This window comes from Ruegeria sp. HKCCD9138, assembly GCF_057220975.1.
The window spans coordinates 169,494-193,514 of the sequence record NZ_JBWVAZ010000002.1; the positions used below are offsets into that span (position 1 = coordinate 169,494).

At 58.7% G+C, this 24,021-nt stretch carries 23 protein-coding genes; 6 read left to right on the plus strand and 17 right to left on the minus strand.

Annotated elements, in window-relative coordinates; genetic code table 11:
- Positions 1–82 precede the first annotated feature (82 nt).
- Together AC2TEL_RS04135 and AC2TEL_RS04140 are read right to left on the minus strand one after the other, a co-directional pair.
- Positions 83–1,444 carry an MmgE/PrpD family protein gene (locus AC2TEL_RS04135; RefSeq protein ID WP_480838288.1) on the minus strand — a complete coding sequence of 454 codons (1,362 nt, stop codon included), beginning with the start codon at positions 1,442–1,444 and terminating at the stop codon, positions 83–85.
- Entirely contained in the window at positions 1,441–3,885 is a 2,445-nt protein-coding gene (locus AC2TEL_RS04140; protein WP_480838290.1) for a GcvT family protein, read from the minus strand. The genes AC2TEL_RS04135 and AC2TEL_RS04140 overlap by 4 nt, the downstream gene beginning before the upstream one ends.
- 425 nt (positions 3,886–4,310) lie before the next feature.
- On the opposite strand from AC2TEL_RS04140, the gene AC2TEL_RS04145 reads away from it, so the two are divergent.
- The gene (locus AC2TEL_RS04145; protein WP_480838292.1) at positions 4,311–4,640 is read left to right on the plus strand and encodes a hypothetical protein; all 330 of its coding nucleotides are present in this window, start codon (positions 4,311–4,313) and stop codon (positions 4,638–4,640) included.
- Between the two features lie 15 nt (positions 4,641–4,655).
- Here the strand turns inward: AC2TEL_RS04145 and AC2TEL_RS04150 are convergent, their stop codons facing one another.
- Positions 4,656–5,156, minus strand: coding sequence for a potassium channel family protein (locus tag AC2TEL_RS04150; RefSeq protein ID WP_480838294.1), 501 nt, complete (start codon positions 5,154–5,156; stop codon positions 4,656–4,658).
- 65 nt (positions 5,157–5,221) lie between these two features.
- Complete coding sequence (trhO, locus tag AC2TEL_RS04155; RefSeq protein WP_480838296.1) at positions 5,222–6,127, minus strand: oxygen-dependent tRNA uridine(34) hydroxylase TrhO; 906 nt, start codon at positions 6,125–6,127, stop codon at positions 5,222–5,224.
- Between the two features lie 96 nt (positions 6,128–6,223).
- Here trhO and pncA point away from each other — a divergent pair, with 96 nt between their 5' ends.
- Positions 6,224–6,817 carry a bifunctional nicotinamidase/pyrazinamidase gene (pncA, locus tag AC2TEL_RS04160; RefSeq protein ID WP_480902071.1) on the plus strand — a complete coding sequence of 198 codons (594 nt, stop codon included), beginning with the start codon at positions 6,224–6,226 and terminating at the stop codon, positions 6,815–6,817.
- Between the two features lie 2 nt (positions 6,818–6,819).
- Here pncA and AC2TEL_RS04165 read toward each other — a convergent pair whose 3' ends face one another.
- A complete protein-coding gene (locus tag AC2TEL_RS04165; RefSeq protein WP_480902073.1) occupies positions 6,820–7,353 on the minus strand; it encodes a hypothetical protein in 534 nt (177 codons plus the stop codon).
- A gap of 164 nt (positions 7,354–7,517) precedes the next feature.
- On the opposite strand from AC2TEL_RS04165, the gene pncB reads away from it, so the two are divergent.
- Entirely contained in the window at positions 7,518–8,810 is a 1,293-nt protein-coding gene (pncB, locus tag AC2TEL_RS04170) for a nicotinate phosphoribosyltransferase (RefSeq protein ID WP_480838302.1), read from the plus strand.
- Positions 8,811–8,813: 3 nt separating this feature from the next.
- Here pncB and AC2TEL_RS04175 read toward each other — a convergent pair whose 3' ends face one another.
- From AC2TEL_RS04175 to AC2TEL_RS04200, 6 genes are all read right to left on the minus strand, one after another.
- On the minus strand, positions 8,814–10,265 hold the full coding sequence (locus tag AC2TEL_RS04175) for an aldehyde dehydrogenase family protein (RefSeq protein WP_480902076.1): 1,452 nt from the start codon (positions 10,263–10,265) through the stop codon (positions 8,814–8,816).
- Positions 10,266–10,298: 33 nt separating this feature from the next.
- Entirely contained in the window at positions 10,299–11,897 is a 1,599-nt protein-coding gene (locus AC2TEL_RS04180; RefSeq protein WP_480902078.1) for an ABC transporter ATP-binding protein, read from the minus strand.
- Positions 11,894–12,709: an ABC transporter permease gene (locus AC2TEL_RS04185; RefSeq protein ID WP_480902081.1), complete on the minus strand. Its 816-nt coding sequence runs from the start codon at positions 12,707–12,709 to the stop codon at positions 11,894–11,896. The genes AC2TEL_RS04180 and AC2TEL_RS04185 overlap by 4 nt, the downstream gene beginning before the upstream one ends.
- Positions 12,706–13,653: an ABC transporter permease gene (locus tag AC2TEL_RS04190; RefSeq protein WP_480902499.1), complete on the minus strand. Its 948-nt coding sequence runs from the start codon at positions 13,651–13,653 to the stop codon at positions 12,706–12,708. Before AC2TEL_RS04190 ends, AC2TEL_RS04185 begins: the two co-directional genes overlap by 4 nt.
- 40 nt (positions 13,654–13,693) lie before the next feature.
- Entirely contained in the window at positions 13,694–14,758 is a 1,065-nt protein-coding gene (locus tag AC2TEL_RS04195) for a ligand-gated ion channel (RefSeq protein WP_480902083.1), read from the minus strand.
- Between the two features lie 65 nt (positions 14,759–14,823).
- Entirely contained in the window at positions 14,824–16,311 is a 1,488-nt protein-coding gene (locus AC2TEL_RS04200) for an ABC transporter substrate-binding protein (protein ID WP_480902085.1), read from the minus strand.
- Between the two features lie 170 nt (positions 16,312–16,481).
- Here AC2TEL_RS04200 and panB point away from each other — a divergent pair, with 170 nt between their 5' ends.
- From panB to glpK, 3 genes are all read left to right on the plus strand, one after another.
- A complete protein-coding gene (gene panB, locus AC2TEL_RS04205; RefSeq protein ID WP_480902087.1) occupies positions 16,482–17,321 on the plus strand; it encodes a 3-methyl-2-oxobutanoate hydroxymethyltransferase in 840 nt (279 codons plus the stop codon).
- Positions 17,318–18,169, plus strand: coding sequence for a pantoate--beta-alanine ligase (gene panC, locus AC2TEL_RS04210; RefSeq protein ID WP_480902088.1), 852 nt, complete (start codon positions 17,318–17,320; stop codon positions 18,167–18,169). The genes panB and panC overlap by 4 nt, the downstream gene beginning before the upstream one ends.
- A gap of 71 nt (positions 18,170–18,240) precedes the next feature.
- On the plus strand, positions 18,241–19,719 hold the full coding sequence (glpK, locus tag AC2TEL_RS04215) for a glycerol kinase GlpK (protein ID WP_480902090.1): 1,479 nt from the start codon (positions 18,241–18,243) through the stop codon (positions 19,717–19,719).
- Positions 19,720–19,759: 40 nt separating this feature from the next.
- Here glpK and smpB read toward each other — a convergent pair whose 3' ends face one another.
- From smpB to arfB, 6 genes are all read right to left on the minus strand, one after another.
- The gene (gene smpB, locus AC2TEL_RS04220; RefSeq protein ID WP_480838322.1) at positions 19,760–20,236 is read right to left on the minus strand and encodes an SsrA-binding protein SmpB; all 477 of its coding nucleotides are present in this window, start codon (positions 20,234–20,236) and stop codon (positions 19,760–19,762) included.
- Positions 20,237–20,294: 58 nt separating this feature from the next.
- A complete protein-coding gene (idi, locus tag AC2TEL_RS04225; RefSeq protein WP_480838324.1) occupies positions 20,295–20,837 on the minus strand; it encodes an isopentenyl-diphosphate Delta-isomerase in 543 nt (180 codons plus the stop codon).
- Between the two features lie 157 nt (positions 20,838–20,994).
- Entirely contained in the window at positions 20,995–21,408 is a 414-nt protein-coding gene (locus AC2TEL_RS04230) for a c-type cytochrome (protein ID WP_480838326.1), read from the minus strand.
- A 114-nt stretch (positions 21,409–21,522) separates the two neighbouring features.
- Positions 21,523–22,536 carry a P1 family peptidase gene (locus AC2TEL_RS04235; protein WP_480902092.1) on the minus strand — a complete coding sequence of 338 codons (1,014 nt, stop codon included), beginning with the start codon at positions 22,534–22,536 and terminating at the stop codon, positions 21,523–21,525.
- A 26-nt stretch (positions 22,537–22,562) separates the two neighbouring features.
- Positions 22,563–23,309, minus strand: coding sequence for an SDR family oxidoreductase (locus AC2TEL_RS04240; protein WP_480838328.1), 747 nt, complete (start codon positions 23,307–23,309; stop codon positions 22,563–22,565).
- 54 nt (positions 23,310–23,363) lie between these two features.
- A complete protein-coding gene (gene arfB / locus AC2TEL_RS04245; RefSeq protein ID WP_480838330.1) occupies positions 23,364–23,783 on the minus strand; it encodes an alternative ribosome rescue aminoacyl-tRNA hydrolase ArfB in 420 nt (139 codons plus the stop codon).
- Positions 23,784–24,021: the final 238 nt, after the last annotated feature.

Sequence of the window (24,021 nt, forward strand, 5' to 3'; positions counted from 1 at the left end):
ATTTGTGAGCTAACGGAAAGAGAATTAAGGCATCAGTTCAGTGTTTTGTCGCATCGTCGTGCAATCCCGGCAGTTGACCGGTTCAAACCCGTCCGCTCTCCGGCGGGTCGTATAGCAGGTCCGCCAGGTCAGAGAATCGCGAGCCCTTTTCGATCAACCCAAAGACTGCTGCTTCGATCTTGTCGGCGCGCGCTTCGCCGACAAATGGAACCGAGAACTCCTTGAACTTTTCGACAATTTCCTGACGGGTCATCGGCACGTCTGGGCCGCCACGGGCGTTGAGGTCTCCGGAATGGAGGTTCCGCCCGTCTTTGGTAATAATCCGGACGTCCGCCCAGCGCCCTTGAGGGAACCGCATGTTGTGCTGCTCACTTTCGGCGACGTGCACGCGATTAATCAGATCCGCAACCACCGGATCCGATAGTCCGGCGCCGGTGATATGTTCGACACCAATCCGGCCGTGAATTGCCTGAACCGCAACGGCGAATGGCAGGGAATACTGCGCCTGAGATGTTGTTTGCGGCATGCCTTGAAACAGGCAGGCGGCCTCGTGAAAGCTGTTGATCTGGATGCTTTCGATCTGTTCGTGGGTCAGATCGTTATCGCGCACCAGAAGCCGAACGCCGTCAATGGCCGCATGCGCCCATCGGCAGATCGGATAGGGTTTTACGTATTGCTGGCCCATCTGCCAGACCGTGCCCAGATCGGCCCAATACGGGGCCGCGCGATCTTCTTCAATGGTGATGGCCGGCGCACCGGTAAAGCCGCGTTCAGCGAGAATTGCCGCCGACATACCGGCCAACGCACCCCAGCCTGATCCGTCATGCAGCATGGTCGGGTTGGCAATCTCACGCATCATCTGACTGCGCGGCCCATGATATTCGGCAATACCAAAAGCCTGTCGCAGCTGATCGGGCGCAAATCCACGCAAACGTGCTGCCATCGCCACGACGCCCAGCGCATTCCAAGCACCGGAAGTGTGGTAATCACTAACCGAGGCATGAAGAGCCAGGCCGGCGCGACCCGCAATCTCGTACCCGGTGATCACGGCGGACAGCGCATCGGGTCCGGTCAGATCAGGGCTATGCTCGGCCAGTGCCGCAAGGGCTGGGGCCACAACCACCCCGATATGGCCTTTGGTCGGATTGAAACCGTCATGGGCATCAAGATTGTCCGTCTGTGTAGCCGCCGCATAAGCCGCGCCAGCCAGGCTGACCGTGCGACCATCGAACAACATGCGGGCGCTGCAGGACGGATCGGAACTACCATAAAGCGACACCGCAGTTTCGCGGGCGATTATCCCGGCCTCCATTGGGCCCGCCGCGATCAGGACGCCCAACGTATCCAGCAACATCCGTGCGGCGGCTTCATGCGCGCTGTCGGGCATCTGATCGGCAGCACAGTTCAATGTGAATTCAGCGACACGCTCAAAGGCGCCGGTCATTCGGCCGTCTCCATCTGAGCAGTCGGGACACCTCGGAGACGATTGCCTTTGGGGTCGAAGGGTGGGTTTTCGAGAATTCTGGCTTTATGCGGCTTTCCGAGGATGAAGATTTCCACCGTGTCGCCCGATTGCGCAACGGACGGGTCGGCGTAGCCGATGGCCAGAGATTTATCGACCGAATAGCCATAGGCGCCCGAGGTTACCCGGCCCACCGGCTTGCCGTCGGGAGTAAAGATCGGTTCACCGCCGGATGCGTCGGCAATGTCCGTGTCAACTTCGAAGATCGACAGTACCTCGCGCGGGGCGTTGTCCTTGATTGCCAGATACGCCTCTTTATGCAGGAAATCCTTGTCGAGCTTGATCAACCCGGCCAGCCCGACCTCTTGCGGCCAGTACTCCTGAGAATACTCGCGGCCCCACGAGCCATAGCCTTTCTCGATCCGCAACGAGCCCAGCCCGCGACCTCCGACCGGGCCACCATCGCAGTGCTTTGCTGCCTCCAATAGCGCGGAATAGAGCCTGATCTGGTCTTCCTCGGCACAGTGCAGTTCCCAACCCAGATCGCCGGTAAAGCTGACACGGATCGCCAGACAGGTAACGCCCGCCACGTCGATTGTCCGCGAGCGCATAAAGCGGAACGCTTCATTCGACAGGTCGGCGTTCGTCAGACGTTGCAGCAGGTCGCGCGACTTGGGCCCGGCAACGTTGAACCCTGCGATACGGTTGGTGGCGACTTCGAACGTCGTGCCTTCGGGAAGGTCCACCATGTCGAAAAAGCGCTGATGATAACGCTCGGCCATGCCGGACCCGATCATCATGTATTCGTCTTCGGCCACCTTGGTGATGGTGAAATCCCCGGCCACACCGCCACGCACCGAGATCAGCGGTGTCAGGCAGCTGCGCCCGATTTCAGTCGGCACACGATTGGCCACCAGTTGGTCCAGCCAGTCGTAAGCGCCCGAGCCCTTGATGACGTAATTGGCGAAGTTCGAGATGTCGATGACGCCCACATGTTCGCGCAGCATCCGCGCTTCGCGCCCGACGGGTTCCCACCAGTTCTGGCGTGTGAAACCATTTGTTTCGACCAGGTCGGGCTGATCTGCGAACCACAGCGGATGCTCCCAACCGCAGTTCAGGCCAAAAACGCAGCCCATCGCTTTCTGCATCTCATAAGCAGGACGAACACGCGCCGGGCGCCCGGCGCTACGCTCTTCATTCGGGAAATGGATGGCAAAGCGGTGGGTATAGGCGTCTTCGACCCGTGCCTTGGTAAACGCCTTGTCAGCCCAGTCGCCGAACCGCGCCAAATCCCAGGCGAACATGTCATATTGCGGCTCACCCTCGATCATCCACTGCGCCGCAAGCAGGCCCAGACCGCCGGATTGCGAGAAGCCGGGGATAATGCCGGTACAGCAGAAATAGTTCTTCAACTCCGGCACCGGGCCCCAGATCGCGTTGGAATCGGGCGACCAGATCATCGGGCCATTGATCACCCGTTTGACACCAGCTGTGGCGGCAGCAGGCACCCGTTCCGTCGCGCGAATGACGTTTTCCATGATCCGGTCCAGATCGTCGGGGAACAGGTCATGGGCAAAATCCAGCGGCGTGCCATCTTCGGCCCAGAATCGCATGTCTTTCTCATAGGCACCGATCAGCAGACCATTGCCTTCCTGGCGAAAGTAATACTCGCCATCCCGGTCCGCGATGGACGGCAGGCGGCGACCCAGCGCAGCGACCTCATCAATCGCTTCAGTCACGAAATACTGATGTTCGGTCGGTTGCAACGGCAGTTCGATCCCGGCCAGCGCGGCAACTTCGCGCCCCCAAAGACCGCCCGCATTGACCACCCACTGGGTGTGAATATCACCTTTTTCGGTGCGTACGATCCACGACCCGTCGGGTTGCTGTTCAGTCCCTATTACAGGGCAGAACCGCTCAATCGTTGCGCCCATGGCCCGCGCCCCGGCGGCATAGGCCATGGTCACCCCGGACGGATCGACATTGCCGCCGTCGGGTTCATACATGATGCAACGAATGTCATCGAACTGCGCCAGCGGGTGCAGCTCCATCGCTTGCTCGCGACTGATTTCATAGAAGTTCAGACCGTAGAATCTGGCCTTTGCCTCCTGCAGACGCAGCTGATGTTCGCGATCCTCGGTCTGCGCCAGATAGAGAGATCCGGGCTGGAACACACCGCAGCCCTGCCCGGTTTCCTTCTCCAGCTCTTTGTACAGGTTCATCGTGTAATGCTGGACGCGGGTCACGTTGTTGTTGTCGTGCAGCCCGTGAATGTTCGCCGCCGCATGCCAGGTTGACCCGCTGGTCAGTTCGTCCCGCTCCAGCAAAACAACATCGCGCCATCCCAGCTTTGCAAGATGATACAGGATAGAACAGCCAACCAGGCCGCCTCCTATCACTACCGCTTGCGCATGGGTTTTCATGGGTTCTCTCCTGACTGCATCCATTCCCGAAAGTCAGCCACAGACCGAACCCAACTGATGCTCTGTTCCCGACGCGAAATGTCGGGAACAGAGTTTGATTAACAGGAAGTGATACAATCCGGACAGGCGGGCACCCGTCGGACGATCGTCTTGGCATTGTTTCACACAGGCCATGAGCGAAGTCCCGCCAACTGCATCGGCGCACGCGGCGATGTGACCAGCTATGGGTTGAACCGACGCAGAATGATTCTTTGATAGGTTCTGAGCGCGTGAAAAACGCGCCTTTGTGGCCGCAAAACGGTGGGACAGGTTGGATCTGAAAGGGCGCAACAAGCGCCTCATCCGGCTGAAATCTTGAAAAAGTTCCTAAAATGTTCTATATTTGTTCCACGGAATGCTGCAGGTGGAACGGAGGTTTTCGAGCTATGACCAACGCTGCCCGTCAAAGCTGGTTCGATGCGCCCAGCAACGATTACCACCTTCTTCCGGTCACGGACCGGCAAATGCGCTATGCCCGCGCGATCGCACAACAATCGGCACTGGAGATACCGGTCGAGGCGCAGCGGGATCGCAAGTCGATGTCGGACTGGATTTCGGCACACAAACCGCAGGACGCTTCGCCCTTCTCAAACTACCCTACCGGCAAGCAAGTTGCTTTTGCCGAGCGGATATCCCGCAGCAAACGCCGCCCGATTCCGAATGAGTGTTTTCGCGACAAGAACTTGATGTCGCGTTGGATCGATCAGAACAAATAGGCCTGAGTTAGAGCCTTATTTTCCATGATTGCGGGCGTAAAGCGCCACGGCAGCGGCGACAAACATGCCCAACAGGATATAACCCATTACGGCCTCGGCAACGGCCAAGCCGCGGCACAGTCCTATTGGCGTCATGTCACCATATCCAACGGTGGTGAACGTGACATACGAGAAGTACAGGATATCGGCCGGGCCCTCGGCGCCCGTGACGCAATGATCGTTGTACCCGAACGCTCCGTACACTGCCGCAAACAGGAAGGGGACGACCTGGATGAAAGACACACCCATCAGGAACAACAGCCGCCGGGGCGATTTGACCTGGGTCATGTAATACCAGGACTGCGAGACGATCCAGATCACCAGCCCCACTGCGGCGATCGTTCCGATCGTGTCACCGGCAGTGGCTTCGCTGAGCCGCGACAAGCCGAACCAAGCAAGAAAACTGGCCAGGACCAGACCGAGAGCGGCTAAAAGGGTCGACTTCCATTCTTCCAAGGTTCTGGGTTCGTTGGTCATAATGGTTCCGCCATGCTGGTGCGCCTCGGATCATCCGGATTCCCGCACAGGCCTGCAAGCCGAATTCAATCCGAACCCAGATGCTCGTCCCCACGTGCGCGCGCCAGCTGAATTTGCTTCTGCCGTTCCCGGAACCGCATCTTGTCCACCTCGGAGGTTTCGTTGACGCACTGGTGGCAGGACACGCCCTGCTCGTATTCCGGCCGCGTCATGTCTTCCGGAAGGATCGGGCGGCGGCAACCATGGCACAGCTTGTGGGGTCCTTCGACCAGACCGTGGCCAACCGACACACGGTTATCGAATACGAAACAGTCGCCCTGCCAAGCGCTGCCCTCCGCCGGCATTTCTTCCAGGTACCGCAGGATGCCCCCTTTTAGGTGATAGACTTCCTCGATCCCTTGTCCCAGCAAGTAGTTTGTCGATTTCTCACACCGGATACCTCCGGTGCAGAACATGGCGACTCGCTTGTTGTGAAAGCGATCTTTGTTCGCTTCCCACCAGGTAGGAAACTCGCTGAAACTTGCCGTATTAGGGTCTATTGCACCTTCAAATGTGCCAATCGCCACCTCATAATCATTGCGGGTATCGATCACCACGACATCGTCCGACCGGATCAGATCATTCCAATCTTCCGGCTCGACGTAATGTCCCACGCTGGCGCGCGGATCGACGTCCGGCTGCCCCATTGTCACGATCTCTTTTTTCAGGCGAACCTTGATCTTGCCGAACGGCGGATGATCGGAGGTGGCTTCTTTCCACTCCAGCCCGTCGCACCCGGGCAAAGCCCGGATATGCGCCAGAACCGCATCAATGCCCGCCCGCGGTCCTGCGATCGTGCCGTTGATCCCCTCATGCGCCAGCAGCAGCGTGCCCTTGACGGACTGCGCGCGGCACAGTTCCAGCAATACGGGGCGCAAGGCCGCGGGGTCGGCGAAGCGCGTGAAATGATAGAGCGCGGCTATTGTGTACATGAGCGCGATCTAATGCCCGCGCGGATCAGACGCAAGAGAGCGGATTGACGGGCACCTTCCCTGCTCATACCGATAGACCAAGCATAGGAGGCCTTGATGACTCACGCTCTGCTCGTAATCGATGTCCAGAATGACTTCTGCCCCGGCGGTGCCCTTGCCGTGACCGGCGGAGATGAGATCGTCGCTCCGATCAACGCGATGATGGACGATTTCGACGCCGTTATTCTGACACAGGACTGGCACCCGGCGGGGCATTCTTCATTCGCCAGCTCTCATCCGGGCAAGGCCCCGTTTGAGATGACGCAGATGCCTTATGGCCCGCAGGTTTTGTGGCCGGATCATTGTGTGCAGGGGACAAGGGGCGCGGCATTTCACCAAGACCTGCGCACCGATGCAGACCTGATCCTGCGCAAGGGGTTCCGCAGCACCATCGACAGCTATTCCGCGTTTTTTGAGAATGACAGAGAGACTCCTACCGGTCTGAAGGGGTATCTGGACACGCGTGGCATTCACCAATTGACGCTGGTTGGCCTGGCCACCGATTTCTGCGTGCATTACTCGGCATTGGACGCAGCCGAACTGGGTTTTGATGTGACAGTCAACACCGCAGCGTGCCGTGCCATCGACATGGATGGGTCACTCGCCGCGGCAGAGCAAGCCATGCGTGCAGCAGGTATTTCCCTTATTTAGGGTCAGGGAGTACCGCCACGCTCGGCCAGGTATTTCAGCACGACATACAGAATAATTGCCGCCGCCAGCGCAAAGCCAACACGCCCGGCCACGCTCCGCCGTTCCGGAGGGGGGCTGACCGGTTCTTGCAGCTTTGGCAGTTGCTCGGGCTTGGGATTGACGCGTACCTCGCCCGGCTTCGCGGTCCGAACATGGTGCAGGAAATCCCAAAAGTCGAACTCGCCGCAATATTCGCCCTGCAGGCCCATGTTGCGGATATTCGTGAATAACCGTTTCAGAATGCGTTCTCGATCCGCAGCATCTTCGGGCGGATAGTATCCGCGGCGCGCGCCGCTGTTGCGGGTTTCAAGGCTGAACCCGGATTCAAGGAAAATTCTGCGAATTTTTGGAGATGCCGACCGCAATGCCTGCGCGGTGTCAAAGTCACGAAACAACGCGCGTACAGGGCGCGTGCCTGTCATGGCCGCAAAACCATGTTCCGGATCAACTTCGTCAGGTGCAATGGCAACTATGTCAAAATCGTACTCTAGACCCATTCACAAAACTAACCTTCTTTACCATCCCCCACCCTCCACTAACGCGTGAAGAGAACTCACAATAAGCCTGCAATGTGACTTGTCCTTGGCATTGTTACCAATTTGGCGACTCTTGCCAATTACCGCCTCGATTGATCTAACAATCGAAATCGCAGGAGTTTCCCATGGTCGACATCGCAACGCGTGTCTACAATCACAAATGGAAAATAGACCCAATTATCAGGTCTTTAATCGACACGGACTTCTACAAACTGCTGATGTGCCAGTCAGTGTTTCGAAATAAGCCCCAAACGGACGTCGTTTTTTCACTGATAAACCGTTCGAATCACGTCCCGCTGGCCCGCCTGATTGACGAGGGGGAACTGCGCGAACAGCTTGATCACATCCGCTCGCTCAGCCTCAGCCGGGGGGAAAGCACCTGGCTGCGCGGCAACATGTTCTATGGCAAGCGGCAGATGTTCCGCTCGGATTTCATGGAGTGGTTCGAAAACCTGCGGCTTCCGCCCTATCACCTGGAACGCAAGGGCGATCAGTACGAACTGACCTTCGAAGGCAAGTGGCACGAAGTCATGCTGTGGGAAATCCCTGCACTGGCAGTATTGATGGAGCTTCGGTCGCGGGCAGTTCTGAACGATATGCGCCGGTTCGAACTTCAGGTGCTTTATGCCCGCGCCATGACCCGTGTTTGGGAGAAAATCGGCCAACTGCGCGAGATCGACGGTCTGAGCATCGCTGATTTTGGCACCCGCCGGCGACATTCATTCCTGTGGCAGGACTGGTGCGTACAGGCCATGATCGAAGGGTTGGGATCCGATTTCACCGGAACATCCAACTGCCTGATCGCCATGCGACGCGAAGTTGAGGCCATCGGCACCAACGCACATGAGCTGCCGATGGTCTATTCCGCTCTGGCCGACACGGACGAGGAATTGGCGCAAGCGCCCTACGAGGTGCTTAGCGACTGGCATGACGAACATGATGGCAATCTGCGTATCATTTTGCCTGACACCTATGGAACCAAGGGGTTCCTGGACAATGCGCCGGATTGGCTCGCGGGTTGGACGGGTATTCGCATCGACAGCGGCGATCCTGCATCCGGTGCGGAAATCGCAATTGCGTGGTGGAAATCCAGGGGCGAAGACCCGATGCAAAAGCGTATCATCTTCTCGGACGGTTTGGATGTGGACAAAATTCGCGAATTGCACGCACAGTTTGCGGGTCGGACCAACGTCTCATTTGGCTGGGGTACATTGTTGACCAATGATTTCAGGGACCTTGTTCCGAACGACGCGCTCGCGCCTTTCTCGTTGGTGTGCAAGGCGGTTTCGGCCAATGGGCGACCGACGGTCAAATTGTCCGACAACCCAGAAAAGGCGATGGGGCCTGCGGGTGAAATCGCGCGCTACAAACACGTGTTCGATGTTGGCGCACAACAGGCATATGAAGTGATCGTCTGATCCTTAGCCGTGATAGGCAGCCACCGTTTTTAATTGTGAAAACCCATAAAGCGCCTCGAACCCCTTTTCACGGCCATGGCCCGATTTTCCTACGCCGCCAAAGGGCAATTCCACCCCACCTCCGGCCCCGTAGTTGTTGATGAATACCTGCCCAGAGTGCAGCCCCTTGGCCAGCCTCATTTGCCGTGCGCCATCCCGGGTCCAGATACTGGCGACAAGGCCGTATTCCGTGCCATTTGCTATTGTTAGAGCCTGTTCTTCAGTGTCAAACGGGATCAGGACCTGTACCGGACCAAAAATTTCATCCCTTGCCAGGACGTGATCGGGCGGAACATCCGAAAACAGTGTCGGACACACATAGGCACCCAAGGCCGGGGCGTTGTCCAAGATCTGCCCTTGCGCGGCTATGGTCAGGTCTGACCCCTTCGCAAGAAAGCCGTTAACGATCTGTTTCTGACGGGCCGAAATCAATGGGCCCACACGAAGATCCTGCATGGCCGGGCCGACTGTGAGTTCCGCGTAAGATTCCGCCATCCGCGTCTTCACCTGCTCGTAAACGCCGTTCTGGACCAGAATGCGTGACGAGGCCGAGCAGGTTTGCCCTGCATTCTGAATGCCCGCATTCACCAGAAATGGAAGGGCGGCGTCCAGATCGGCGTCATCAAAGACAAGCTGAGGAGATTTGCCCCCGAGTTCCAGCGTCACCGGCACTACGTTTCGTCCCGCAGCCTGCTGGACCAAAGCGCCAGTAGCAACGGATCCAGTGAACGAGATATGATTGACCCGAGGATGCGCCGACAAGGCGGCGCCCGCCTCGGCCCCAAGCCCGGGTACAACATTCAGCGCGCCGGCAGGCAATCCGGCTTCAATTGCCAGATCGGCAAAAGCCAGCGCGGTCAGGCAGGCCTCTTCCGCCGGTTTCAGAACACAGGCATTGCCCATGGCCAGCGCCGCACCAACAGAACGGCCTATTATCTGCATGGGGTAGTTCCAGGGCACGATGTGCCCCGTCACCCCATGCGGTTCACGCAGGGAATAAACCGTATACCCGTCCAGATAGGGGATCGTTTCACCCATAACCTTGTCGGCAGCACCGCCGTAAAACTCGCAGTATCGCGCCAGGGCAACAGCGTCCGCCCGCGCCTGAGTCAGCGGTTTGCCGACATCCGTCGCCTCAAGCCGTGCCAGATCATCCGCACGTTCCAGCACCAACTGGCCCAAACGGGTCAGAATGCGGCCCCGCTCGACAGCGGTCATGTGGCCCCATCTACCCTCAAGAGCGGACCGAGCAGCCGCGACAGCAAGATCGATATCCTGCGCGTCTCCGCGTGCGATCTGGCAGATTTCCGATCCATCCGACGGATCGACCAGAGGCAGGGTCATCCCGGACACCGGTGGAACCCATTCGCCGCCAATCAGGCACATGGTGGGATCGAACCAAAGAGAGTTAGGCATGTGGTCCTCCTGTTTAGGCTCTAACACTGCAATTCATGCAACGTTTTGGCCGATGTCTGGCAGTGTCGGAGCTGCTTCGATCAGCTTTTGGGTGTAGGGATGTCGTGGGTTTGAAAAGACCTTCTCAGTTTCACCCTGTTCGACGATCTTGCCCGCCTGCATCACCATAACGCGATCGGTGACCGTGCGCACCACACTCAGATCGTGACTGATGAACAGGTAGGTCAGGTCATATGCGTCACACAGTTCCGCAAGCAGGTCCAGGATTTGCGCGCGTACCGATACATCGAGGGCCGAGACTGCCTCGTCGAACAGGATCAGTTCCGGCCGAATGATAAGCGCCCGGGCGATGGCGATACGCTGACGTTGCCCGCCCGAGAATTCATGGATGTATTTACTCGCATCGTCCGGGCTGAGGCCGACGGCCGTCAGCATCTCGGCAATCCGTTCCTGGCGCTCCGTGGCTGCGGGCGCGTTTTCGAGCAAGTGAAACGGTTCGGTTATCAGGCGCGCAACGCGATGGCGCGGATTGAAACTGCCAAACGGGTCCTGAAACACCACCTGCATTTTCCGACGTACGGACATGTTGGGTTTGTGACCAGAGTACACAGGCTGCCCATCCAAATAAATTCGGCCACCTTGCACGTCATCCAACCCCAATATCGCCCGTGTTAGGGTCGATTTTCCACAGCCAGACTCTCCTACCAACCCAAGTCTCTCACCCCGATTGAGCGTGAAGCTAACCCGATCCACGGCGCGATGATGGTCTGGTTGAACAAACAGGCGTTTGCGCGGCAAGCGGTAGTCGCGGATCACATCAGCCACTTCAAGCAGCGGGCGTGGATCCCTTGCTTCCGGCAACGTGACCTGATGGCCGGACGCCTCGAACAACATGCGGGTATAGGGGTGTTGCATGTGCCGCAGCAGGTGGTCGGTTGTACCGGATTCCACGACCTCTCCATGGCGCATTACAACGATCTGATCCGCCATGTCGGCCACAACAGCCAAATCGTGAGTGATCATCAGCAGACCCATCCCATATTCCCGCACCAACCCTTTCAGAAGGTCCAGAATCTGCGCTTGCGTCGTCACATCCAAAGCCGTTGTCGGCTCATCCGCTATCAGCAGCCGAGGGCGCAAGGCGATTGCCATAGCGATCACAACCCGTTGCCGTTGCCCACCGGACAACTCATGTGGATAGCGGGAGAGGGGAAACCTGTCGGGCGGCAGGCCGACGCGCGTTAGAACCTCTTGCGCGCGCCGCCGCGCCTCGGACCTTGGCATGGCCTTGTGAATCAGAATGGTTTCCATCACCTGATCGCCGATTGCCTTGACCGGGTTCAGGGCGGTCATCGGTTCCTGAAAGACCATCCCGATGGATGCGCCGCGCAAGGCGCACATCTCAGGTTCGGTACAGTCCAGCAAGTCCTGCCCGCCCAACAAAATCGATCCGGCAGCCTCGGCCCCGTTCGGCAGCAGTTGCATGACCGCCAGGGCCGTCATTGATTTCCCCGAACCGCTTTCCCCGGTCACCGCCGCAATCTGGCCCGGTTCTATCGCAAGGCTGAGGTTTTTGAGGATTGGCGTGCCGTGAATGACCAGCGAGAGGTTATCGATCTGCAGCAAACTCATGTGCGGGCCACCCTGATGCGTGGATCCAGCCAGTCGCGCAGGCCATCGCCAAGCAGGTTCAACCCAAGAACGGTCACGATGATGGCAAGCCCGGGAATCAGAGCCAAATGCGGGGCAAATCCGACCATTGTCTGCGCATCGGCCAACATGCGGCCCCAGCTTGGCGTGGGCGGTTGCGCGCCCAGACCGACGTAGGACAACCCCGCCTCGGCCAGAATCCCAAGGGAAAACTGAATGGTCCCCTGAACGATCAACAGGTTGGCGACATTGGGCAGGATGTGCTCGGCCGAGATGCGGGCCGCGCCCTTGCCGGCGACCCGCGCGGCGAGGATATATTCCCGCTCCCACAAAGACAGGGCAGCACCGCGGGTGATGCGGGCAAAAACCGGGATGTTGAAAATCCCGATGGCGATGATGGCGTTGATTGCGCCGGCGCCGAATACGGCAGTGATCAGGATGGCAATGACCAGAGAGGGGAAGGCGAAGACCAGATCGTTCCCACGCATGATCACCTCATCCAGCCACGACCCTTTGCGCGCCGCCGCTGTCAGGCCCAACGGAACGCCCAGGACCATGCCGATCCCCACAGCCACCAGAGCCACTGCAATCGAGGTCCGCGCACCGACCATGATCATCGACAGCATATCGCGCCCGAAATGATCCGTTCCAAGCCAGTTCTGCGGGTTGGGGGGGTGCAGCTTGGCCGGAATGTCTAGTGAAGTGTGGTCGTAGGGTGTCCAGACAAGCGACACGAGAGCCGCCAGCAACACCAGCGAAGACAAGCACATGCCGAGGATCAGATTACGGCTCATGTCCTGCTCCTCAACCGCGGGTCGACGGCTGCGTAAGCCAAATCGACGAAGAAATTTACCGTGATGACGGCGAACACCAGCAGCATGACAACAGATTCCACCACGATCAGGTCGCGCGCCGAGATCGCCTGAAACACCAACCGACCAAGGCCGGGCAGATAGAACACCTGTTCAATGATGATCGACCCTGCCAGGAGGAAGGAAAACTGCAAGCCGATGATGGTCAGGACCGGAATCAGCGCATTGCGAACGCCATGCCGCCAAAGCGCTTGACGCCGGGACAATCCCTTGGCACGGGCCGTGCGCATGAATTCCTCGCCCAAAATATCCAGCAGGGCCGAACGCATCACACGGGCCAGGATCGCCGCCTGCGGCAAGGCAAGCGCGATGGCGGGCAGGGTCAGGGAATGCAGCCCTGTCCAGAACCCATTGTCCCAACCGGCGAACCCTCCGGCGTTGAACCAGCCGAGTTTGATGGCAAAGACCAGCACCAGCATCATGGCAAACCAGAAATTCGGCACTGCTATGCCCAGCTGCGTCGCCCCCATCACCGCAGTGTCGCCAGTTCTTCCCCGCCGTGCGGCCGCGTAGATCCCGGCCGGAAAGGCAATCAGGGTTGAAAGGGTCAACGCATATAGCGCCAGCGGAAGTGACACCCACAGCCGATCGGCGATCATTTGGGAAACCGGGGTCCGGTAGGTGTATGAGGTTCCAAAATCCCCCACCAACATCCCACCGACCCAATTGAAATAACGCTGTGCCTTGGACACATCCAACCCAAGCTCAGAACGCAAAGCAGCCAGCGTATCGGGCTGGGCGTTTACACCCAGCATAAAAGATGCCGGATCACCCGGAGCAATCTCAATCACCGTGAAAATGACAACCGAGGCCACGACCAGGCTGACCACCAGTGAAATCAGACGTTTGAGCGCATAGCGAAGCATCCCCGCCACGTTAGGGTCGCTTGCGATACGGGTCCAGCATCTAAGTCACCAACAGATAGGCAAAAACCGCGTAGGCGACGATGGCCGCATATCCCAGCGGGTAAATCCACTTGATCGCATAATTGTCCAGCAGTCTGGCCGCACCTTCGCGACCCGATACCTTCAATCTGCGCAAAGCGACATTGAATACGATCAGCGCACCGGTCATCAGGAACATGCACTGCAGAACAAAATCCAGAAATGTCAGATAGCCCAGTTTCGGAAGATCAGCGGAAATTGCCCAGTTGAAAGCCACGAACACAAGCAGGTTGCCACCAGCGATTTCAATCCGTCGGCGGTATTCGTCGAGGAAAAACAGCGCCCAGCCGACCGAGATCAGAACCAGCATCGGCAGAAAAACCCGAATGACGTAGTAGGTCAGGTGCCGTTTGCCCTCGAACACCAGCGCGACCTGATCGCTTTCACGGCCTGACAACCCAATGACCTGTGATGTCTCCATTCGGGCATTCCCCAGAATCCACTCTTCCTCGCCCAGCAGGTCGCCAAGGCCAGAGAATGCGTCCAACGGGTAATAGGACACGTAGTCGGACGGGAAAATCGAGACGACCTCAAAGTGAAATTCCTGCGTGTCGAACGGGTATTTCCGGAAATCGAAATGCGGCGCCTGCAAGGTCAGCGACGATTTCTCGACGTATACAACACGCCCGTCATATCGCAGAGAAGCCGCGGATTCGTGGATCCATTTGTTTGACTGCTGGTTGTGAATGACAAATGCGGGCAGTATCGCACCGATTTCAGCGGCATGATCTGCCAGCGCCGGTGGGTTGAAGACCCGGATCTCTCGTCCCAACGCGTCCGCGTCAAAGGCCAGCGCGGGGTCCGTCCATTCAACGCGCAACTGCACAACTGCACCATAGTTCTCGGCCTTTTGGTCAACGCTGGTGATCTGGTCGATCTTGATACCCACACCAACGTCCAATGGGTTCTCGGGCGTGCCGGCAAGCGCGTCCAATCGGCTGTCGAGGACGTTCTGCCCCTTTGCCTGCCTGACCGGTGCAAATGTCAGGCAAAGAGCAAAAACAATCAGACAAAGAACGCGAAACATAGTCATAATCTGGTACGCACGGGAACAGACATTACCGGGGCCGCCGTTACGGCCCCGGTGATTTGTTATTCGGACCAATTGATGGCGGTCAGATCGATTGCTGCCGTCGGGGCGTTTTTCCAAAGACCCTGCACACCCGCCTTGGCAACTCCCAGCTTGGCGAGCTGGAACAGGTATCCGTTGACGTAATCAGTCGAGATCAGCCGTTGCGCTTCACCCAGCAACCTTTTGCGCTCATCCGGGTCGGTTGTGGAATTCAGCGTGTCCATCAGAGCCTGAAAATCGGTGCTGTCGTACTGAAAGTAATAGTCGGGCCGCGCATAGATACCGATATCCATTGGCTCGGTATGGCTGACGATGGTCAGGCCAAAATCCTTGCCCTTGAACACCGACTCCAGCCATTGTGCCCATTCGACATTGATGATCTCGGCCTTGATACCAACATCCGCCAGCTGCGCCGCGATGATCTCTCCACCCCGCCGCGCATATGAAGGTGGCGGCAGGTGAAGTGTGGTTTCGAAGCCTTCGGCAAACCCAGCTTCGGCCAGCAGCGCGCGGGCTTTCTCGGGGTCATAGGCAGACTGGCCAGTCAGGTCGACATAGGCCGGGTGATGGGGCGCGAAATGCGTTCCGATCGGCGTGCCATATCCGAACATGGCGCCATCAATGATGGCCTGCCGATCGATTGCGTGCGCCAGCGCCTGACGCACAAGGATGTCGTCGAACGGGGCGCTCTTGTTGTTGGTGGACAGGATCGTCTCACCTTCGGTGGAACCAACGAGAACCTGAAACCGCGGATCAGCCTCGAACTGGGGCAGGTTTTCCGGCGCGGGGAAATTGTCGAAGACATCGATATCCTCTGCCATCATTGCAGCAAAGGCGGCGGTGGGGTCAGATATGAACTTGAAGGTCGCAGTCTCTAATGCGGGCTGATCGCCCCAGTAGTTCGGATTGCGGTTCAGGGTAATGCTGTCGCCCTGAACCCAGTCGCCAAAGGTAAAGGCACCGGTGCCAACAGGGTTGGTCTTGATATTTTCGATGCTCTCGGGCGCGACGATTACCGCGTCGCCCCACGCCATGTTGAACAGGAAATTGCCGTTGGGCTCGGACAGGGTAACTTTGACCGTCAGCGGATCAACCACCTCGACGCTTTCTATCCCGGCAAACAGCGCTTTCTGGGCGTTGGCGCTGTCTTCGGCACGGGCGCGATCAAGGCTGAACTTGACGTCTTCGGCGTCCATCTCAGTACCATCATGAAAGGTGACACCATCGCGCAGGTTGAATGTATAGACCGTGCCATCGTCGGAAATTTCCCAGCTTTCGGCCAGTCCCGGAACAACCGAACCATCGCCCATGAAACGTGTCAGGCCCTCGAATACATTGGTGTAAACCACCGAATCGATAGCTTGAGCCGCAGCACTTGTCGGGTCCAGATGCGGCGGCTCAAGCTGCATCGCAATCGTGATGTCGGATTTGGCCAAAGCCTGCGTTGCGAACAGACTTGCACCCAGCGCCAGTGCGGATGCAAAGGACCGAAACACCTGCATTGTCATGAAAATCTCTCCCCTGTTGAAAACGTGCGCCCGCTGTTTTGCGGGCTTTTCTTCTACCAATGTCCCTTTAAACCTTGGGTCATTCAAGGAAATGTTCGCGCAACCGGGGTTTCTCTGGCCCATTGCAATCTGCTATGCCGCACTGCAACATGGACCCCGCAGGAGCGAGTATGAGCGCCACCGCCCGCAAAAAAGCCCCGAATGCCGAGGATATTCGCGCCCGAAAAGGCAGTGATCCCCTGGTCAGCCTGACCGCCTACACAACACCGATGGCCCGGCTGATGGATGCCCATTGCGATTTCGTACTGGTCGGAGACAGCGTTGGCATGGTGTTGCATGGTATGTCGTCGACTCTGGGCGTGACCATGGAAATGATGATCATGCACGGGCAAGCCGTGGCACGCGGGCTGGACAAGGCGATGATGGTTATCGACATGCCCTTTGCCAGCTATGAACACGACGCGTCCGATGCCTTCCGAAACGCGGCCAGGCTGATGTCGGAAACCGGCGCGGGCGCTGTGAAGCTGGAAGGCGGGGTCGAGATGGCCGAGACGATCCGCTTTCTGGTCAAGCGTGGTATCCCGGTGATGGCGCATATCGGCCTGACGCCGCAATCGATCAATACGCTGGGTGGCTACAAGGTTCAGGGTCGCGACGAACAGGCCGAGGCGGTACTGGCCGACGCCCGCGCCGTGGCCGAGGCCGGCGCGTTCTCCGTTGTGTTGGAGAAGGTTCCTCAAGGTCTGGCTGACCGGATTACCGCCGAGGTCGCGATCCCGACCATCGGGATCGGCGCTTCGGCCGGGTGCGACGGGCAAATCCTGGTTGTCGACGACATGCTGGGCTTTTTCACCGCCTTCAAACCAAAATTCGTCAAACGTTACGCTGATCTGGGTCCGTTGGCCGAAGCTGCCATCGCAGAATACGCCGCTGACGTCCGTGCACGCACCTTCCCGGCGGACGAGCATGTCTTTGCGGATCAGGCCCCGGACCAAGGGCGCAAGGCATGACCCCTCCGATCCTGCGCCGCCTGGCCGACCTGCGCGCGCTGACCTCGCAATGGCAGCGCAAGGATGAAGTAATCGGTGTGGTTCCGACCATGGGCGCGTTGCATCAGGGCCATCTGTCACTTGTCGAAGCCGCCAAAGCAGGCTGCGACCGGGTGATCGTCACGATCTTTGTGAACCCCAAGCAGTTCAACAACCCCGAGGATCTGGCCAAATACCCCCGGACCGAACAGGACGACGCGGAAAAGTTGTCGCCTTACGGCGTGGACGCGATCTATGTCCCGGACCCGGAAGAGATCTATCCGGAAGGTTTCTCGACGACCGTAAACGTCTCGGGTCTGACCGATGTGATGGAAGGGCCATTCCGCCCCGGACATTTCGACGGCGTGGCGACCGTTGTGGCGAAACTGTTCCTGCAAACCCAGGCAAACAGAGCCTATTTCGGGGAAAAAGATTATCAACAGTTGCTGATCGTCCGACGCATGGCCCGCGACCTGGATATTCCCATCGAGGTGATCGGCTGCCCGACCGTGCGCGAACCTTCCGGGTTGGCCATGTCCTCCCGAAATCTGCTGCTGTCGCCTGAAGGGCTGGACATCGCGGCGAACATGAACGCGATTATGCGGGAGATTGCCTCCCGGCTGGCGGCAGGCGAAGTCTTTGCGACGCTGGCGCAAGAGGCCGAGGCTGGTTTGATCACAGCCGGATTTACCGAAATCGAGTATGTCGACCTGCGGTGCGCCGAAACGTTGGAGGCGCTTTCAGAAGCCTCTCGCCCGGCGCGTCTGTTCGTCACCGCCTGGGCGGATGGGGTCCGTCTGATCGACAATATTCCGGTTTCACCCGCCTGAAATCCGCTCTGGCCCGTGCATCACTGTTTGCGCTAAAGTCCCGCAAAATGAAACGGGGGAGAAGCGCAGGCATGACCTACATTCTGGCAATCGATCAGGGCACAACGTCCTCACGCGCAATACTGTTTGACGCGCAAATGCAACGTGTCGGGACGGCTCAACGAGAGTTTCCCCAGCACTTCCCGCAGGAAGGTTGGGTCGAACACGATGTTGAGGACATATGTGACAGCGTTCTAACCGTCTGCCGCGAAGTGATGGAGACGACCGGAGTCACGGCCCAACAGATCGCGGGCATCGGCATCACCAACCAGCGTGAAACCACGGTTGTCTGGGAAAAGGCGACCGGAAAGGCCATCCACAACGCGATTGTTTGGCAGGATCGCCGCACCGCCGAGATTTGCGAACGCTTTCGGAAAGCCGGATGCGAGGATGACGTGACCGCTCAAACCGGCCTTCTGTTAGATCCCTATTTTTCGGGAACCAAGGTCAAATGGCTGCTGGATTCCATCCCTGGCGCCCGTGATCGCGCCGCTGCCGGTGAGCTGCTGTTCGGCACCATCGATGCATTCCTGATCTGGCGCCTGACCGAAGGGCGCGTCCATGCCACCGACGCCACCAACGCAGCCCGGACGCTGCTGTTCGACATCCAAAAGGGCGAATGGAGTGCCGAAATTTGCGAATTGCTCGACATTCCCAAGGTGATGCTGCCCGACGTGCGCGACTGTGCATCAGATTTCGGGCAGACCGGTTTGCTGGGCGGGTCCATACCGATTCTGGGCGTCGCCGGCGACCAACAGGCGGCCACCATCGGGCAGGCCTGTTTCCAGCCGGGAATGATGAAATCAACCTATGGCACCGGATGTTTCGCATTGCTGAATACGGGCGACCAGCCCGTTCTGTCCAAAAACCGCCTTTTGACCACGATCGCCTATCAACTGGACGGTCAGCGGACTTACGCGTTGGAAGGGTCGATCTTCATCGCCGGCGCCGCCGTGCAATGGCTGCGCGACGCGTTGCAGATCATCGACTCGGCTCCGCAAAGCGGTGATCTGGCTGTCAACGCCGACCCGAAGCAGCATGTGGTGCTGGTGCCAGCGTTCACCGGTCTTGGCGCACCGTATTGGAAACCCGATTGCCGCGGCGCAATGTTCGGATTGACCCGAAACTCCGGGCGCTCCGAAATCGCCCGCGCCACGCTTGAGAGCATCGCATTCCAGACCCGCGACCTGTGGCATGCCATGCAGGGCGACTGGGGTTCCGAAGCCGACGTCATCCTGCGCGTCGATGGCGGGATGAGCGCATCCGACTGGACCATGCAGGGTTTGTCGAACTGTCTTGGCGCGCCTGTAGACCGCCCGGTGATGCAGGAAACCACCGCCCTTGGTGCCGCATGGCTGGCGGGAATGAAGGCCGAGGTTTACCCGGACCAAACCGGGTTTGCCGAAACCTGGGAACTGGATCGAAGGTTCGAGCCCGGTCAAAGCGATGAGGAACGCGACGCGGCCTATGCTCGCTGGCAGCGCGCAGTTCAGGCGACCATGGCATTCTAGCCGGTTCAGCTTGATTTGAATCGAAAAGAACCAGACCGCCTTAACTGTGATCTTTCAGAAGACGTTGCTTTTGCCGTGACCAGTCGCGCTTGGCCTGGGTTTCGCGTTTGTCATGGGTTTTCTTACCCTTGGCGATTCCGATCTTCACCTTGGCCAGGCCCTTGTGGTTGAAATACAAAACCAACGGCACAAGGGTCATGCCCTTGCGCTGGGTCGCGTTCCACAGATTCGACAATTCCTTGCGCGAGACCAGAAGTTTGCGCCGCCGCCGCTCTTCGTGCCTGAACACCTTGGCCTGCTCGTATGGCGCGATATAGCTGTTCACCAGCCACAGCTCTCCGTCATCAACGGTGGCATAGCTTTCGGCGATGTTCGATCCGCCGGCACGCAGCGATTTGACTTCGGAGCCTTCCAGCACGATGCCGCACTCGAGGTCTTCCTCGATTGCGTAATCGAAGCGGGCGCGCCGGTTCTCGGCAATTACCTTGTAGTTCGGATCTGTCTTTTGCTTGGCCATGACGCGGAGATTTAGGCGGCTTGCAGTCCCCTTGCAAGGCAGGGTTTGATCCCGCGCTTCAAGTTTTGGCGGAAATGATCAGGTCCGGGCCGAAAATCGTGTCGGCGTGATTGTGCAAATAGATCTTGAGCCACGGCGTGAACCGATCCGGGTGACGCTGAACCTCGGCCAGCAAATCGTGATAATCGACCCAACGGATAGCCATGACTTCGTCAGGGTTGGGTTCTATCTCCAGAGGGCCGCGCGCGTGGGCCAGAAATACATCGACCACCTCGTTCTCGACCATGCCGTTGCCGACATCGGCGTGGTATTCCAGACGATGCCGATATTCGGGATACAGACCCTTGATGCCCAGTTCTTCCTGCAGGCGTCGCACGGCGCAGGCCGAGGCGCTTTCGTTCCAGTCGGGATGGGTGCAGCACGTGTTCGCCCACAGCCCCGGCGTGTGATATTTGCCCAACGCCCGGCGCTGCATCAGGATTTCAGTGCCCCGCACGACAAACACCGACACCGCTTTGTGCTTGAGCCCTTTTTCATGCGCTTCAAGCTTGTCGACGGGGGCCAGTTCGCCCTCGACCCAGGCCGGGATCGTGATTCCCATTTGTCCTCTCCTGTTGCCGGTCGGGCAGTTCGCGCGGATGTTCCGCTGATTACCGGTTTTCCCCCAAAGTGGCGCTGATCGATCCCCTGATCAAGCGCACGAAAGGCCGCAGGGGCTGCGGCCTTTTGCACATCTTTATCTTGTCAGGTGAACGGTGTTATTCGCCCGAAACACTCACGATATAGGCGTAAACATCTTCGGCACCCGACTTCAGCTTGAAGGTCATTTTTGACTTCGCAGCCGTGTCGTCCAGATAGGTTTTCAGGAACGTCTTGGGGTCCTGAGCGTATTCCACGAATGTGGCTTCATCCCAAACCAGACCGTTTTCACCGGCGGCCACGATGCTGTCGCCGTATTTGAACCCTTCTACCGTGCCTGCGGTGCGTCCGGCGATGCCATACAGGTTGGGACCCGTCTTGCCGCCTTTGACGATGACTTCACCTGCCGGGTCAGCGATCAGGTGGCAGGATTTGCATTTGTTGAAGGCTTTTTTGCCAGCCTCGGCATCGCCTTCGGCAAAGGCGGGAACGGCCAAAAGGCCGACGAGTGCTGTAGCGAGGATGCGGTTCATAGCTTTTTGCTCCGATACGAATTGGCTGCACCGAATGGACCGTCGGTGCGAAAAAGAGTCAACGCGCAGATTGCCGCGCGAGGGCATTGTGCCACTGCGGCATATAGGTCCTCCTTAACCAAAGTCATGTAAATCGGACCAACAGGGCAAAAGATCACCTTGCGCGGGTCTTGCCAGATAGATCGCGCGCGCAATGGCCCGGCACAGGCACAGGGCCGCCGCGTGACCGATCATTCCGATGTCACTGGCCTTGACCGGGCGCGCGCCTGTACTGACCGCGAAGACCAGATCGCCATCACCTGGCGTGTGGGCAGGCACGATCGCCCGGGCGATGCCGTCGTGGGCCGCAACGGCAAACCTGTGGCATTGGGGTTTCGCCAGGATCGCATCCGTTGCGACAATGGCTATGGTGGTGTTGGTCTTGTCGGGTTCCGCGGGATGCATCACCTGCGCCTTGCGGCTAACCAGAGCCCGGCCCAGACCAGATGAAGTGTCGGGCCCCAACCCGCCGAACTCATCCCCGAATTCGAAAGGGGCAGCCCAGAAATGCCGGTCACCGGGTGTTGTGACGCTGCCCAGCGGGTTGGCCGCCACCAAGGCGCCGACCGTGACGCCATTTTCCAACACCGCAGAGGCCGAACCCAACCCGCCCTTGTGCATCGCCGCAAGCGCACCGGTGCCAGCGCCGACTGAGCCGAGGTCAAAATGTTCGGACGCAGAAACGAAAGCCGCCCTGCCCAACGCGCGATAGGGATTTTCTGACCAGCTCTTGTCGCCACCATTGAGCAAATCGAACAGGATTGCACCGGGGACGATAGGCACGATTGCCGAACCGACCTGAAAGCCGCGGCCGTCGGCAAGCAGCGCGTCCGACACGCCAGAGGCGGCATCCAGCCCAAAGGCCGAACCGCCGGACAGGGTGATCGCATCGACCCGTTCAACCGATTTGTCCGGAGCCAGCAAATCGGTTTCCCGAGTTCCCGGTGCACCGCCCATCACATGTACAGACGCGGTGAAAGGCTCTTCCGCCGTCAGCACAGTTGTTCCGGACTTCAAAACATCGTCCTGCGCGTTGCCGACCTTCAGGCCGGGGACATCGGTGATCAGATTTCTTGGGCCGGGGGTCATGGCGTCTCTAACTTTAGCGTTTTCTATCAGATACAGCGTCCACCATCGACCTCAAGCGCCGCGCCCGTGATCATGCTGGCCTCGTCCGAGCAAAGAAAACAGGCGGCGTTGGCCATGTCTTCCGGCGTGGAAAATCGGCCCAATGGAATGGTGGAAAGGAACTTGGCGCGGATTTCGGGCGTGTCTTCCCCCATAAAGGATTTGAGCAACGGGGTTTCACCCGCCACCGGGCAGATGGCGTTCACGCGGACGCCGGACGGAGCCAGTTCCACGGCCATGGTTTTGGTCGCGGTGATCATCCAGCCCTTGGAGGCGTTGTACCAGTTCAGGTTCGGACGCGGCGACAGACCCGCCGTCGAGGCCACATTCAGGATGGCCCCGGCCCTACGATCTTTCATATGCGGAACAAAAGCCCGCGCGGTCAGGTAGACGGATTTCATGTTCACGTTGAAGACGCGGTCAAAGTCCTCTTCGGTGACCTCTTCCAGCGGCATTGGCAGGTGCGTCACACCGGCATTGTTTACAAGAACATCCAGATGCCCGAACCGATCCAATACGATATCCGCCATGGCCTGCACCGAGGCCGCGTCTGCCACGTCAACCATCTGGGCAATCGCATTGGGCCCGTGTTGCTTTGCCTGAACCTCGGCTGCGTCACCATTGATATCGGCGATCATAACCCGCGCCCCTTCGGACAGGAACTTCTGCACGATCCCGGCGCCAAATCCAGACGCACCGCCGGTCACGATTGCGGTTTTTCCCTCTAACCTCATGATCTTGCTCTCCCTTGCGGGATCAGACTAGCAAGGCGCGACGAAACTACCAGATCAATCTTCCGACACCTTGCCGCGCAACGCCTTCACATCTGATCGCGCTTTTTTCGCCGCCAGCCGCCGCTTGATCGAACCATATGTGGGCTTCGTCGCGATCCGTCGCTTGGGTTTGACCAATGCGCGGGCGATCAACTCTGCCAGACGGGTGCGCGCGATTTCGCGGTTTCGGGCTTGTGAACGGGTCTCTTCGCACTGGATGATGATAGCCCCGTCCTTGGTCCAGCGTCGCCCGGCCAGTCGTTTCAGCCGCGCCTTGACCGGGTCCGGCAAGGAGGGCGAGCGCGCAACCTCGAACCTCAGCTCAACAGCTGTCGAGACCTTGTTCACGTTCTGCCCGCCGGGACCGGACGAACGCACGAAGCTCTCGGTCATTTCCCAGTCTTGTAGAACGATATCGTCAGTGATGCGCAACATGGGTCAGACCTTACAAGGCGCTGGTGGAAACAGAAAGGGCCGCCCCGGTGGGACGGCCCTTCGAAAGTTCAGGAGGTGGGGTCGGTTAGATCAATCGACCAGCCGGAGCGCGCGCTCCGCCAAGGGCTGCCCTAGCAGGCGATCCCCCCGGTTGTTCCGACACCTCTCTCCAATCTCTTTCTCGACACTGGATCACCTCCTTTTCTATCTGTTGCGGTTGAGATTGAGCGTGGCACAA

What these genes read in the sequence shown, in the direction of transcription:
- panB (WP_480902087.1), top strand. Translation starts at nt 16,482, where the DNA reads ATGAGCGCCACCGCCCGCAAAAAAGCCCCGAATGCCGAGGATATTCGC.
- trhO (WP_480838296.1), bottom strand. Translation starts at nt 6,127, where the DNA reads ATGTACACAATAGCCGCGCTCTATCATTTCACGCGCTTCGCCGACCCC.
- AC2TEL_RS04190 (WP_480902499.1), bottom strand. Translation starts at nt 13,653, where the DNA reads ATGCTTCGCTATGCGCTCAAACGTCTGATTTCACTGGTGGTCAGCCTG.
- AC2TEL_RS04140 (WP_480838290.1), bottom strand. Translation starts at nt 3,885, where the DNA reads ATGAAAACCCATGCGCAAGCGGTAGTGATAGGAGGCGGCCTGGTTGGC.
- pncB (WP_480838302.1), top strand. Translation starts at nt 7,518, where the DNA reads ATGGTCGACATCGCAACGCGTGTCTACAATCACAAATGGAAAATAGAC.
- AC2TEL_RS04145 (WP_480838292.1), top strand. Translation starts at nt 4,311, where the DNA reads ATGACCAACGCTGCCCGTCAAAGCTGGTTCGATGCGCCCAGCAACGAT.
- pncA (WP_480902071.1), top strand. Translation starts at nt 6,224, where the DNA reads ATGACTCACGCTCTGCTCGTAATCGATGTCCAGAATGACTTCTGCCCC.
- panC (WP_480902088.1), top strand. Translation starts at nt 17,318, where the DNA reads ATGACCCCTCCGATCCTGCGCCGCCTGGCCGACCTGCGCGCGCTGACC.
- glpK (WP_480902090.1), top strand. Translation starts at nt 18,241, where the DNA reads ATGACCTACATTCTGGCAATCGATCAGGGCACAACGTCCTCACGCGCA.
- idi (WP_480838324.1), bottom strand. Translation starts at nt 20,837, where the DNA reads ATGGGAATCACGATCCCGGCCTGGGTCGAGGGCGAACTGGCCCCCGTC.
- AC2TEL_RS04185 (WP_480902081.1), bottom strand. Translation starts at nt 12,709, where the DNA reads ATGAGCCGTAATCTGATCCTCGGCATGTGCTTGTCTTCGCTGGTGTTG.
- AC2TEL_RS04200 (WP_480902085.1), bottom strand. Translation starts at nt 16,311, where the DNA reads ATGACAATGCAGGTGTTTCGGTCCTTTGCATCCGCACTGGCGCTGGGT.
- AC2TEL_RS04195 (WP_480902083.1), bottom strand. Translation starts at nt 14,758, where the DNA reads ATGTTTCGCGTTCTTTGTCTGATTGTTTTTGCTCTTTGCCTGACATTT.
- AC2TEL_RS04135 (WP_480838288.1), bottom strand. Translation starts at nt 1,444, where the DNA reads ATGACCGGCGCCTTTGAGCGTGTCGCTGAATTCACATTGAACTGTGCT.
- smpB (WP_480838322.1), bottom strand. Translation starts at nt 20,236, where the DNA reads ATGGCCAAGCAAAAGACAGATCCGAACTACAAGGTAATTGCCGAGAAC.
- AC2TEL_RS04150 (WP_480838294.1), bottom strand. Translation starts at nt 5,156, where the DNA reads ATGACCAACGAACCCAGAACCTTGGAAGAATGGAAGTCGACCCTTTTA.
- arfB (WP_480838330.1), bottom strand. Translation starts at nt 23,783, where the DNA reads ATGTTGCGCATCACTGACGATATCGTTCTACAAGACTGGGAAATGACC.
- AC2TEL_RS04235 (WP_480902092.1), bottom strand. Translation starts at nt 22,536, where the DNA reads ATGACCCCCGGCCCAAGAAATCTGATCACCGATGTCCCCGGCCTGAAG.
- AC2TEL_RS04240 (WP_480838328.1), bottom strand. Translation starts at nt 23,309, where the DNA reads ATGAGGTTAGAGGGAAAAACCGCAATCGTGACCGGCGGTGCGTCTGGA.
- AC2TEL_RS04180 (WP_480902078.1), bottom strand. Translation starts at nt 11,897, where the DNA reads ATGAGTTTGCTGCAGATCGATAACCTCTCGCTGGTCATTCACGGCACG.
- AC2TEL_RS04165 (WP_480902073.1), bottom strand. Translation starts at nt 7,353, where the DNA reads ATGGGTCTAGAGTACGATTTTGACATAGTTGCCATTGCACCTGACGAA.
- AC2TEL_RS04230 (WP_480838326.1), bottom strand. Translation starts at nt 21,408, where the DNA reads ATGAACCGCATCCTCGCTACAGCACTCGTCGGCCTTTTGGCCGTTCCC.
- AC2TEL_RS04175 (WP_480902076.1), bottom strand. Translation starts at nt 10,265, where the DNA reads ATGCCTAACTCTCTTTGGTTCGATCCCACCATGTGCCTGATTGGCGGC.